Origin of the sequence: Gynuella sunshinyii YC6258, from assembly GCF_000940805.1 — a bacterium.
Classification (GTDB): Bacteria; Pseudomonadota; Gammaproteobacteria; order Pseudomonadales; family Natronospirillaceae; genus Gynuella; species Gynuella sunshinyii.
The window spans coordinates 3,456,521-3,469,460 of sequence record NZ_CP007142.1 but is presented as its reverse complement, the minus strand read 5'-3'; the positions used below and the strand labels follow the sequence as shown (position 1 = coordinate 3,469,460).

General features: G+C 44.3%; 12 protein-coding genes. 2 read left to right on the top strand and 10 right to left on the bottom strand.

Annotated features, from left to right (window positions below; translation table 11 throughout):
- The first annotated feature begins 50 nt into the window (after positions 1-50).
- Positions 51-1,193, top strand: coding sequence for a JmjC domain-containing protein (locus tag YC6258_RS15005; protein WP_044617704.1), 1,143 nt, complete (start codon positions 51-53; stop codon positions 1,191-1,193).
- Positions 1,194-1,205: 12 nt separating this feature from the next.
- Here the strand turns inward: YC6258_RS15005 and ectB are convergent, their stop codons facing one another.
- The 8 genes from ectB to htpG form a co-directional block, all read right to left on the bottom strand.
- On the bottom strand, positions 1,206-2,477 hold the full coding sequence (gene ectB, locus YC6258_RS15000; protein ID WP_044620068.1) for a diaminobutyrate--2-oxoglutarate transaminase: 1,272 nt from the start codon (positions 2,475-2,477) through the stop codon (positions 1,206-1,208).
- A 148-nt stretch (positions 2,478-2,625) separates the two neighbouring features.
- Positions 2,626-3,528 carry a cupin-like domain-containing protein gene (locus YC6258_RS14995; RefSeq protein ID WP_044617703.1) on the bottom strand — a complete coding sequence of 301 codons (903 nt, stop codon included), beginning with the start codon at positions 3,526-3,528 and terminating at the stop codon, positions 2,626-2,628.
- Between the two features lie 578 nt (positions 3,529-4,106).
- A complete protein-coding gene (gene pnuC, locus YC6258_RS14990; RefSeq protein ID WP_052830645.1) occupies positions 4,107-4,721 on the bottom strand; it encodes a nicotinamide riboside transporter PnuC in 615 nt (204 codons plus the stop codon).
- Between the two features lie 47 nt (positions 4,722-4,768).
- Positions 4,769-5,791: an AAA family ATPase gene (locus tag YC6258_RS14985; protein WP_245626938.1), complete on the bottom strand. Its 1,023-nt coding sequence runs from the start codon at positions 5,789-5,791 to the stop codon at positions 4,769-4,771.
- Positions 5,792-6,227: 436 nt separating this feature from the next.
- Positions 6,228-6,464 carry a hypothetical protein gene (locus YC6258_RS14980; RefSeq protein WP_044617701.1) on the bottom strand — a complete coding sequence of 79 codons (237 nt, stop codon included), beginning with the start codon at positions 6,462-6,464 and terminating at the stop codon, positions 6,228-6,230.
- Between the two features lie 4 nt (positions 6,465-6,468).
- Positions 6,469-6,915, bottom strand: coding sequence for a DUF6586 family protein (locus tag YC6258_RS14975; protein WP_044617700.1), 447 nt, complete (start codon positions 6,913-6,915; stop codon positions 6,469-6,471).
- Positions 6,915-7,463, bottom strand: coding sequence for a YfaZ family outer membrane protein (locus YC6258_RS14970; RefSeq protein ID WP_044617699.1), 549 nt, complete (start codon positions 7,461-7,463; stop codon positions 6,915-6,917). The genes YC6258_RS14975 and YC6258_RS14970 overlap by 1 nt, the downstream gene beginning before the upstream one ends.
- A 99-nt stretch (positions 7,464-7,562) precedes the next feature.
- The gene (htpG, locus tag YC6258_RS14965; RefSeq protein WP_044617698.1) at positions 7,563-9,467 is read right to left on the bottom strand and encodes a molecular chaperone HtpG; all 1,905 of its coding nucleotides are present in this window, start codon (positions 9,465-9,467) and stop codon (positions 7,563-7,565) included.
- Positions 9,468-9,602: 135 nt separating this feature from the next.
- Here htpG and YC6258_RS14960 point away from each other — a divergent pair, with 135 nt between their 5' ends.
- Complete coding sequence (locus YC6258_RS14960; RefSeq protein WP_044617697.1) at positions 9,603-10,952, top strand: MFS transporter; 1,350 nt, start codon at positions 9,603-9,605, stop codon at positions 10,950-10,952.
- A 153-nt stretch (positions 10,953-11,105) separates the two neighbouring features.
- On the opposite strand, the gene YC6258_RS14955 is transcribed toward YC6258_RS14960, so the two are convergent.
- Both YC6258_RS14955 and YC6258_RS14950 read right to left on the bottom strand, forming a co-directional pair.
- Positions 11,106-11,804 carry a DUF2334 domain-containing protein gene (locus tag YC6258_RS14955; protein ID WP_044617696.1) on the bottom strand — a complete coding sequence of 233 codons (699 nt, stop codon included), beginning with the start codon at positions 11,802-11,804 and terminating at the stop codon, positions 11,106-11,108.
- Positions 11,801-12,940 (bottom strand): glycosyltransferase, encoded by a 1,140-nt coding sequence (locus YC6258_RS14950; RefSeq protein ID WP_044617695.1) that lies wholly within the window; start codon positions 12,938-12,940, stop codon positions 11,801-11,803. The genes YC6258_RS14955 and YC6258_RS14950 overlap by 4 nt, the downstream gene beginning before the upstream one ends.

The window sequence follows — 12,940 nt, the reverse complement described above, 5'->3', positions numbered from 1 at the left end:
TTCTCTCCCTTAACATATTCAATCACATCAAATAAACACCGAGACCCTTCGTGCACCAAACCCTTAACTTTGATATCGATGATTTCCTGAAAAACTACTGGCAACGCAAACCATTGTTGATCAAGCATGCAATCAACCCTGATTTGTTACAGATCTCCCGAGAGGAATTATTTGATTTTGCTGCACAGGAATGGGTGGAATCACGGATTGTCAGTAGTCAGGATCAAAAAAACTGGACTCTTCACCGTGGTCCCTTTGACAATGACGACTATCAAAGCCTGGCGTCCAAAGATTGGACTCTGCTGATACAGGCCATTGATCAGTTTATTCCCGAAGCGAATCAGCTAAAAAAGATCTTTGATTTCATCCCCAGCTGGCGGCTGGACGACATCATGGCCAGTCTGGCCCAGACTGGGGCCGGAGTCGGACCTCACTTTGACCAATATGATGTATTTTTAATTCAGGGACAGGGCCAGAGACGCTGGCAGATTGGTCCGGTTTGTGATGGCAACTCTCCACTGCTGGAAAATTGTGAATTAAGCATTTTGCAGTATATGCAGGTAGACCATCAATGGGACCTTTCACCCGGAGATATCCTCTATTTACCACCAGGAATTGCACACAACGGCACTGCCTTGACCGATGACTGTATGACTATCTCAGTGGGATTTCGAGCACCGGCACATAGCGAAATTCTGGACGATTACTTCGGTCGCCTCAGCGCACGTATAGACCAGAGCCTCCGTTATAGTGATCCTGCAATCCATAAGCAAGGCAATCCACATGCAGTGACAGCAGACGCAGTATCAAGATTAAAAACCATTATCGGACAATACGCCAATAACGAAGCCCTGCTCAGTCAATGGCTGGGCGAGTTCATGACCGAACCCAAATACCCTGAACACTTTCCCGAACAGCCCGCTCCCTCATGGGCTGTCATGCAAGATATTATTAACACAGCAACCTGTTTCCAACTACACCCCGGCGCCAGAGCAGCGATAGATGATCAATATCTGTTTGTAAATGGTGAAAGTTGGGCGCGCCGCGAACTCAGCAGCGCCCTGATTGATTTTGTGTTGAACCATGCTATCGCCGAAGCTTCTCAATTTAACAAATGGCTTGAGAATGATACCAGCAGACAACTGGTTATTGACTTGATCAGTCGTAACTGTCTGCTCTATGAAGAAAGCTAGTAGAAACCAGAATTAGCCCGTTATTGAATTCAGACAATACGCAAGAGCATTTTTAATGATGGCCATTCCCTGTTTCAAAGTGGCCTCATCAATTGTCAGTGCCGGCATAAGCTTAAGAGTTTGATCCCTGGAACCGCAGGTCTCAATTATCAAACCGGCACTAATACAGGCCTTGGCAACCGCAGCGGTATCCTGCTCTGAAAAAAACTCCAGCCCTTGCATAAGCCCGGCCCCCTTCACGGAGGCAATTCTGTCAGAAAACAGACTCTGCATCTCTTCACAGAAAACTCGCAATAATGCCGATCTTTGTTCAAGTATTCGCTCAAACTCAAGATCACTCCAATACAGCTGAATCATCTTGTCAGCTGCAACGAAGGCTAGATTATTGCCCCGGAAAGTGCCGTTATCTTCTCCTTTTTGCCATACATCTATTTCAGGTGAAAACAACAAAACAGCGCAGGGTAAACCAATAGCACCGATGGATTTCGACAAGCAAACCATATCAGGAACTATTTCAGCATATTCAAAGCTGAAAAACCTTCCGGTTCTACCACAACCGGTCTGAATATCATCAACGATAAGTTTGATATCGAAATCATTACACAATTGACGTATACCACGAAGCCAACTGACGCTGGCCTGGTTTAATCCGCCCTCTCCCTGAAGGGTTTCGAGAATAATGGCGGCCGGCAAATCCACCCCCGAACTTTGATCCTCAAGTAACTTTCGATAGTAACCAATGTAATCAAAATCCGCCCCCAGATAACCATCGAATGGCAAACGAGTGACGGCACCGTGAGACACTTCCTGACGGTGATGCTTACTACCCGTTAAACTTAAGGATGTTGCTGACATTCCGTGAAAAGCATTCGTGAATGCAACTACATTTTGTCGCCCAGTATACTTTCGAGCCAATTTAACAGCAGACTCAACCACACTCGTTCCTGAGGGACTGGTAAATTGCATTTTATAACTCAGACCACGGGGTTTAAGGATTTTCTCCTGAAACGTCTGAATGAAGCGCTCCTTGGCATCAGAGTGAAAATCCAATGACATCAAAATGCCATCGTTCTCTATATACTCAAGCAGAGCCGCCTTAACTGCTTCATTGTTGTGGCCATAATTGATGGCACCTGCACCGCAAAAAAAATCGATATAACGGTTTCCATTCCGATCAAAAACAAAACTACCACGAGCTCTCGTCAATACAACTGGAAATGAACGACAGTACGAGCGAACTTCAGATTCATATTCTTCAAATATGGACAGATTTGAAGTATTCATAATGTCCTCTCCATCATTGATTCCTTTAAAATAAATATTCTCGTTGAGATAAAAACATCCCTTTTTAAGCATCCAGCACTTTATTCATCAGCCTGTTCCAAGAAACCCTATTTTCGGAAAAACCGGCTTCCAGACCACGACAGGCTATTCATGAAACATAATTGAGATAAGGCTTATAGAACTTGAACAACCAGCGCGATGGCAATTTAGCGACCAACCCCATCATCACCAGCCAGTTATAATAAAAAGTTGCTTTTGGCATATGATCGAGGGTCGACAAAAAGCTTCGCAACACACTGGACTTCGTATGAAAATCAACATTGAAACTGAGAGAAGCATCCAATGTTGTCACGTGATGCAACATTCCCGGTGGCATGTAAAGCAGATCACCAGCATTTAATTCTACACGCTGTAACTTGGCTTTTTCGAAAAGTGGAAACTTATCCCAATCAACATTATTAGGATCCACCTGAAACCACCTCCATCCTTTTCGATAACAATATTGTGAGTATTTTTTTTCTATCAGAACAAATTCTTTTCTACCGTATGCCTGAAAAAAAACATTATGAGTCAATAATGTATCGTAGTGCAGAGGCGTTATACTGCCCGTAGCACTCATAAAAAACTGCGCGTATTTCCACCACTCCTGTTGATACAATTCAGGAAACAATCGTTCTTCAATATGTTTAACATCCTCGATCAATGAATCAGCCAGGTGAAATATTGGCACATCATGGCAATATGCTGGACGGGAGAGATCCTGATTTCCGTCTTTAAGTTGCTTTTCATACTGCAGGACCTGCTCAATATATATTTCTGCCGCAATAGAAGAACATATAATATCTCCATTAGCCTGAAACTCTTTCAGAGGCAATATCTTCCCGGACAACTGCTTATTCAGATATTCAAAATTCCATTGAGTAGCATCAGAATTCTTATAAAGAAAATTCCGAATTACAAAAGGTTTTCGAGCCCGATATGCGGCGAGAAAAAAACCTGACCCAGGAACATTCTCGATTTCCAAAATATCTTCTGTGCTTCGATCCGACACCTTATATCTCCATCATGACATTATCTTTAAACAGATACTCAAAAAATTTAGAAACCAGACTATGGGAAATTATTTTCAGAAAATATGATTTCCGAAAAAACTGAAGATCAGGGAGTTTCATACATTCCCATACAAACATCTCTGTCAAAAAAACTGAGTAATGTATTTGCCTTTTATGTGGCTGCGCATTTATTCAATCAGAATAATTTTCAGAATGGAAAGCAAACAACATATAGAGCCTGACTTCTAAATTAAGAAAACCCGGCCGTTTCTGAAGCACAGAAAAATCAATCATTCCAAAGTATGAGAAAAAAACTAAATACGCTGATACTAACTTGAGCTTTTTAAGTTGATATATGCGCGGAAACTCAAATAACACGTTAACATTTTGAGAAGCTTTTGAATAATGTCTGCGAGAGATCTGCAAAGCAAAAGTCTTACAAAAATGTAGACTTATAAGCCCTATAGCAACCTATTAACCCGGCAAGTATACATGTCGGGTTAATAGTGTAATGCAGGGATGCATCACTATGGAGGAGTGTCTGAACCGTCTCTGAAAAACCATGGTGCAAACGTCGTTATATGAAATTGATTTTACTCTTTCTTTCCTGCTGGTATGCAGTAAACCAGCGTACAGCACCTGTGATCGCAATAGCCAAGAGCAAAACATATTGCAATGAAACAAACTTAATACCTTTTGTGTAGTAAAGCCAAATACCGATGACGTCCACAATAATCCAATAAATCCAGCTTTCAACTCGGCGTCGCGCCATTAACCACATCGCCACAAAGCTCATAACTGTCGTAAGAGCATCCAGGTACGGAAATGAAGCCGGTTCAGGAAACCATCCAGGCAAGTATAGATGAATGCTGCTCATAGTTCGGCCTACGGCCAGAGACAATACCAAAGTGATCAGAACCCAGATCAGAACATTGCCTTTTGAACCAACAATAACAGGTGTTATTGCTTGTGAATTGGATTGGCTGGCCTGCCAATACCACCACCCATATACGCTAGCCCCAATATAATATATCTGCTCAAGAGTATCCGAATACAACTGATACTGATAAAACAGCAACATATAAAGAACGACGCTGATGATACCAATTGGCCAGGTCAACATATGGCGCCAGGCAATCAACAAGACCGACAGTAAATAACAGATCGTCCCAAAGAACTCCAGATAACTCATTGGGTATTCCATAACCGTGAAAAACACCGTATTCACGTCAAACAAACTCATAAAGGACTGCAATTTAATACCTCAAGTATGTTCATATATTTTTGGTAGCGATTTAACACAGAAGAAACAGAAGCCATCCTCTGCTCTAAAGTTCCCGACAACAAGACGTAGGGAATTTTATAGTATCCCAACATCTGAATTATTTGCCGTTGAAAAACATCTCTTTGTCCTTCCCCGGAGCGATCCCAAGTATCTTCATAAGGAATATCAATATCGCATAGAAATGTCAGATCATATCGGCTGGCCGACATGCCCGCCAACAACTGTAAACGCTCCGGCACGTAACCATGGTAGTAACGACAAAATGTAGCAGTGGTCAGTGCAGTTGTGTCTGTAAAAAGATACTGGTTGGCACCATTAAGACGTGTGGTTTCCATATTCAAATGCTGCTCGGCAATATGAATAAGTTCACCTGGTTGGAGTTTACGGTCCATCTGGTATTTTTCCCAATATTCCCGGCCATACTCTGGCATCCATTGGGTATTAAAACGGTCAGCCAAAGCCCTGCTAAGAGTGGTTTTTCCAGTAGAGGGCGCTCCTAATATGGCAACATTGGTAATCAAGTCTCGATATACCGATGATGCCATATAATCTTTGTGACCATAACTGTCTCTACGAATGGCTGTTGCAGATATTGGAACTTGTGTCCGGTCAACATCAACCCGTCTGTCAATAGCCCCTAATGCCTGACTCATATGTTCACCATAAGGCTCACTGGAATAGAAATGCGTAATACCAGCAACGCCCAATTCTTCAATTACATAGCGCTCATGCTGACGCATAAGATCATAACTGTAGCCAACCTGACTGGGACCATTCCAGGCCTCAATCACCTCCACTTGAGGATATAAAGATTTGATCCAGCCAGAGCGAACCGCCAGAGGTATTTTTGTCACTTCCGGAGAGTCATAAATAATCAATTTAAGACGATCCATTTCCGCCAGAGCCGTTTCTATCAGCAACTGATGCCCTTTATGCAATGGCGCAAATTTGCCCAATGTCAAACCGATCTTCTTCACATTAATAGCCCTGTTACCAAACACAGCTCTGTAGCCATACGCTTCCCTTACCAGTCACAGAATGTCTCATCAAACACATCAGAAACCAAAAATGACATAGGATGTAAGACTGACGATATCGGACAAAACCGCAAAAAAAGCAGAAGTTTTCAACACGGATTAAAAACATCTAACAGAAATTCATATATCAAAAAAGTTTCGGCACTAGGAAGTTTGGATGCTAATGAAAATTAGCTATTCGAGAGTTCGGATTGGAGCCTGCTCCATATATTTACAACGGGCCCTTACAACAGTCTTAACAAAACAGAATCTAAGAAAACTGATATCTTTTGCTCTGCCTTAAATAACGCTAATTACACTGCTATCCGAAAATGGACGCTTTCTGTTTTACGAACAGAAAAGTCCAAAAGGAAAGAAAGCCCTCAGCAACTTTTAATTAATGCACAACCGGAATTTCGGGCATTTCTTCATCCAGGTCTTCAAACGGGTCTTCGATTTGAGATACCCACTGCATGCCTGCAGAAAACATTGCCTTAGCAACATCAATATGGCGGTCATTCAGTCTGGCCTTGGCTTCTTCGCTAAAGCGTATTGTTACCATGGGTTCGCCGCTCTCATCCATTTGCCTGAGTGCAATGGCACCATCTTCGAGTTCGATAATTTCCCAATACATGTAATTACCAGAATTGCCCTTGTTGTCTGAATTGTTGCACCCATACTTGCAGGTTTTTTATACAAGTCGAGTAAAAATTTGTGTCAGCCGGTAGATCTGAAGCTAACAGATTAACCTCACCAGATACATCGGCCTCTTGCCCTATAGCGGCCCGATAATACTTGTGCAGCCTGCTCAACCACGAATGCTGGTCAGCCAGCTGCGCTTCTATCTCTTTAAGCTCGGCCATATCCGGATTGTACTGTCTCAGGTTTTCCAGATGATTGCCACTGACTTTGTACATATCCGCCAACTCCGCCACAAGACTCCAGAAGGCTTTCATGACCTCAACAGCCAAGGCATCCAGCAATACTTCCTGTGGGCCATCAGCCGCCGCCGGGGCATCCATAAAGTCCAGTAATTGCTGGACTCGATAGAACTGATGGTTGGTTCTGGCTGAGCTGGAGATCATCAATAATTAATCCTGAAACCAATGGTGAAAGCGCGGTCAATAGGCTTCTCGCCAACTTCCTTATAATCGGCAGTCACATCCTGATAACCGATGAACAAACGCGCCTGAGGCATTACTTTGTAAGTAACCCGCGCCACCAGCTCATAAAAAGACCTAGTGTCATTAAATGAGATAACATCTGGTGAATAGTACAACAAACCTTCAAATCCCAGACCGTTTAGGAAATCCGGCGAATAACGAACAAAACCACCTACCGCCGCAGAAAATGCTGTCTCGTGACTATCATACACAAACCCTTTAATGCCTAACCCACCAATCAGATCAGAATCCGGATTACTGACATCCACGGCATTGAATCCAGCAGACAAGGCATACCCGTCTTCTTCCTGATACAACATACCGGCCGTAAGGTGCATCCCAGTACCAATACGAGTGGCATCATGCTCCACACGAATTGATTCCTGCGATAGCCCAATATCGAGTGAACCGCCAGCTGACGCAAAGCCACTTAGACCAAGGAGAAAAACGAACCAGGTTATCTTTTTCATGAAAACTCCGAATGCACAATTTGTCCGCGCATTCTAGCCGTCTGTGTGATTGAAATCACGCAGACGGCGACAGTTTTACAGCAGAGATTCAGCTAAAGGTTAAGCCGAAAGCTCCAGCATCAGTTTATTGATCCTGGAAACATAGGCTGAAGGATCTTTCAGAGTACGGCCTTCCGAAATACGGGCCTGCTCATAAATCAACCAAACCAGATCTTTAAAGCGATCTTCATCCACTTCCTGATCGATTTTGTTGATCATCGGGTGATCCGGATTCAATTCAAGGAATGGCTTGTTGTCTGGCACAGCCTGCCCCGCTGCCTCCATGATTTTACGCATCTGTTCTCCCATATCGTGCTCACCAACAGCCAGACACGCCGGCGATTCTGTGAGACGATGAGTCAAGCGAACATCCTGAACTTCGCTTTGCATCAGATCCTTAACGCGCTTCAGCAACGGCTCCAGCTTTTCTTCGGCTTCTTTCTGTGCTTTTTTGTCATCTTCTGATTCGATAGCACCCAGATCCAGATCACCTTTGGTGATGTCCGCCAGTTTTTTACCATCAAACTCTGACAGATGACCCGTCATCCATTCATCGATACGATCGGTCAACAACAGCACCTCGATATTCTTCTTGCGGAAAATCTCCAGGTGTGGACTCGCCTTTGCCGCAGCCAGATTGTCAGCCACGATGTAGTAGATCTTGTCCTGTTCAGCCGGCATACGCTCTACATAGTCCTTAAGGCCCACAGTCGCTTTATCTGAATCAGATTGAGTGGAAACAAACCGGAATAATGAGGCGATTTTCTCTTTATTGGCAAAATCTTCGGCCGGCCCTTCTTTCAATACCTGGCCGAACTCATCCCAGAACTGCTGGTACTTTTCTGGTTCTTTTTTCGCCATTTTCTCCAACATATCCAGAACCCGCTTGGTTAACGCGGATTTCATGGAATCAACCGCCTGATCTTTTTGCAAAATCTCACGGGAGACATTCAGAGACAAATCATTGGAATCTACAACACCTTTGATGAAACGGAGATACAAAGGCAAAAACTGTTCTGCATCATCCATGATGAATACCCGCTGCACATAGAGCTTCAGTCCTCTGGCGACATCACGATTCCATAAATCAAAAGGAGCCTTACTCGGTACATACAACAGCGAGGTATAGTCTAATTTACCTTCCACTTTGTTATGAGACCAACTGGCTGCATCGGCGAAATCATGAGAAATATGCTTATAGAACTCCTGATACTCTTCGTCTGGAATATCCGCTTTTGAACGGGTCCACAATGCAGTCGCTGTATTGATTTTCTCAAACTCAGGAGCTTCCGGCTTCTCTTCTTCCTCGCCATAATGCTCTTTAGGCAGTTCGACCGATACACTGATATGGTCGGAATATTTGCGGACCAGATTGCGCAAACGCCAGCCATCTGCAAACTCTTCCTGATCATTTTTTAGATGCAACGTAATAGAGGTACCACGGGAGGTCTTTTCCGTTGCTTCCACAGAAAATTCACCATCTCCAGCCGATTCCCAGATAACTGCCTGATCTGCGGGCTGTCCCGCTTTGCGGGTAACGACCGTTACTTTGTCAGCAACGATGAAAGAGGAATAAAAACCAACACCAAACTGACCAATCAGGTGAGCGTCTTTCTTTTGATCTCCAGACAATTTGCTCAGGAACTCAGCGGTTCCTGACTTGGCGATGGTACCTAGATTATTGATGACATCGTCATGGGTCATACCGATACCATTATCATCAATGGTGATCGTTTTGGCATCTTTATCGAATGTAATACGAACTCTCAGATCGCTGTCGTCTTCATACAATGCATCATTCGCCAAAGCTTCGAATCGTAGCTTATCAACAGCATCAGAAGCATTGGAGATAAGCTCTCTGAGGAAGATTTCTTTGTTGGAATACAAAGAGTGGATCATCAGGTGCAATAGCTGTTTGACTTCGGTCTGAAAGCTGTGTGTTTCCTTCGTTACATTGTCGGACATGGATGTTTTGACTCCGGTTCTTATGACATTAGTTTAAGACTTGCCGGTTTATAGGGGTTTATTGCTTCAATTCAAGTGGCGAACTTGGCATGATGCCCGTTTATTGATCAACATAGACCATTTGAAGGATAGATTATGACAATCCAGGCAGGACCCCAGACAAAAGAGATGGCTCAGCCCGTCAAAAAAAGAGAAATATTCGGCTGGGCCATGTATGACTTTGCCAACTCTGCCTACACCACGGTGGTCATAACCATCGTCTATAGCGCGTTCTTCGTAAATTATCTCGTTCCGGAAGGCGCTGAATGGCAAGACAGCTACTGGTCTATTGCGATTGTAATATCCACCGTACTGGCCATGCTGCTGGCCCCCATTACAGGTATTCTCTGTGACTTCAGCGGCCGGAAAAAAATCTTTCTGGGCATTACTACCCTACTGTGCGCGCTGTTCACTGCCATGCTGGGTCTGGTAAACCCTGGACAGATTTGGCTGGGTATACTCATTGTAGTCATCAGCAATACCGCCTGGATGCTTGGAGAAGTCTTTTGCGCCTCATTCCTGACGGATATTGCCAACCAGCAGAATATGGGAAAGATATCCGGGATCGGCTGGGGTGTGGGCTATGTAGGAGCCTTGATCAGCCTGATTATTGCTTTGAAAGTCGTCATCACTGCTGATCCGGACACTGAGACAACCACGTTCATTAGTCAGAACCAGCTGGCCATGGTCTTTACGGGGTTATTTTTCCTACTGGCCGCCTTACCTACGTTTTTATTGGTGAAGGAACGATCCAGGCCGCAACCTGGTTTTGAAACCATCCACTTCCCGACATTACTCAAAGCGTCCATGAAACGTCTGGCCCATACCTGGACAATCGTGCATCAACTTCCCATTCTGTTTCAATTTTTTCTGGTGTTTTTGCTCTATATGGCGGGTATCGAAATCATCGTTAAGTTTTTTGGAATTTATGTTGAAGCGGAACTCAAGTTCACTACTGCAGAAAAAACCAATATTTTCCTAGCATTGCAAATTTCAGCATTGTTTGGCGCAATCGCTTTTGGTTATCTCGAAAGTGCTATTGGCCCCAAAAAAACCATCTTTTTAAGCCTGGTCTGGTGGATCGGTGGCACCCTGGCCATTTATTTCCTGCGTCCGGTGACCGAGTTCCTGAGTATATCCATTACAAGCTATTTTACTGCTGTCGCACTCATGACCGGTGCCGGCCTCGGGGCAACACAAAGTGCCAGTCGCGCCATCGTGGGATTACTGTCTCCGAAAAAATATTCAGCTGAACTATTTGGGTTCTGGGGCTTTTTCGCTAAAGGTGCCACCATTCTTGGCAGCCTGAGTTACTCTCTGGTTGCCGATACAATGGGGCGGGAATCAGGTTTGCTGGTCATTGTCGGATTCTTCGCTCTTGGTGCAATCACGATTTTGTTGGTTCCATTGGAAAGAGGACTGAAGATGGCTAGAGAAGAAGAATAACCACCACCTTCAGTTCCGTATGCTCCCCCTATCCATTGTTTTGGCGTAGGGGATCATATGACCCGAGAATCACCGCGTTTGTGACCATGAATCCAAGTCCAGCGTCAGTGCGAGTTATGAAGCCGCACAGACGATCTCTGGAGAACGAACAGCCTAAGCAAAAATATCAGCACAACTCAGATGCTGGTCACTCAGTCGAATATGGTCAATAATGAAATCGGACAGATAATATTCAAAATCATAAGGATGTATCGATATTCTCAACGGACGATTGCGGGATAAAAGCCGGGTATTGAGTTCATTCCAGCCCCATAATACAGGCACTCGCCAAAGACGATCAGCCTCATAACCAGTCAATGCCAACGATTTGAAGCTATTCTCTTCAACATCCAGTAAACCACTTGAATACTCGTAGTAACGAAACGGCAACTTAATAAGCTCACTACGTCGAATACTACCCATCGCCCATGCTGGTGGGACGTAAAGCTCCGGAGCAGACATCCCATTTTCCAAAAACCAACCATAATTCATTTCAATCATGTCACTGATCTCTGCAGAACTAAGTGACAAATGTTCTGCAACATTACGTGAGATAAATGCAGAATGCAGATAATGAAACAAACTAGTTTTTTTGTGGATATGATGGTGCCAACCATGACCGGCGAGCTGATAGCCATCCTGCTGGAGTGACTTTAATGTGTTTATCTGCTCTGCCTTCCAACTCAATCCTGGTACCACTAACAAATAAACTTTGTCTGCGGGAACACCTGCATCGGACAACTTGGAAATAATATTCAGCACCCGCTTGAAGGTGTCTGGCATAAGGTCATGAATAGAAAGAATCGTTCTCATTTTTTATTTAGTGAACCCAGTAACGAATACCACAACCCCATACTCCAGTTATTCAGCTGCTCGGCAGCCGTTCTCCCCATGCTCGTTTTCTGCACCAGGAGTTTGGAGTCGATACTTTTCAGAGAAGAGATCATATCCGTAAGATTTGAATGCGGCTCAATAATAAACAGCCCTTTGTTCAACTCAGGCCACTGACAGATACCACAATTTCGTGACACTACTGTAATCCGTCCCCTGGCCATACTCTCCAGCGCAATCGTCCCAAATGATTCGACATGCGATGGCAAAACCAGGCAATCATGCTGATCGATCTGTGCCAACAAAGCATCTCGATTCAACCACCCCAGATACCTCAGATTTGGAAGCTCTAAGGCCGCCTTTTCGACATGGGCACGCTCTGGACCATCTCCGGAAATGCTGAACTCAAGATCGGGATGGGCTCGGGCGGCTTCAATAATTGCGGGAAGGTTTTTTTCAGCCGCCAGACGACCAGCAAACATGATTCTGGCAACTTTATTAACGGGATCAGCCTGTGGCCGATTGAGGAAATTAAACGCAACAGGAGTACCGACTCTGAAGCTTTGCTTCGATCCAAACTCGTTGGCAATCTGCACCATTTCGTCGGAATTTGCCACAACGATATCCGACCACCTGAACAGCAATTTATTGGAAACCCAGAAGTACGCCCGATTCAAGGCTCCTTCAATTCGCCCCCAATACATATCAGCCAGCTTTTCAAACCAAGTATGGAATCCCAACAAAACTGTCGCGCCATGTTTTCGTCCCTGAAAAGCACCAGCCAGGCCAATCAACCCTGGTGTCGGCACGATTACAACATCTGGAGCAAACTGCCTGACCCGTTTTTTGATGTTCCAAAAATTGGGAATCAAAAACTTCTGTGTTGTATCTCCTGGCAGCGGAATATTCAAACCGCCCTGCCAACGTCCATTCTCCTGGATAATCGGACATATAATTTCCAGCTTCCCTACTTTCGGCTGCAGGTATTGAATAAGATCTTGATAATATGCACCGACACCATTACGTTCAGGAGCTGCATCAGAAATAATCATTACACGCATATCTTTGATCTGCGCTAACTCATTAAGATCCGCACCTGAGTTTGAAAACAAGGTCAT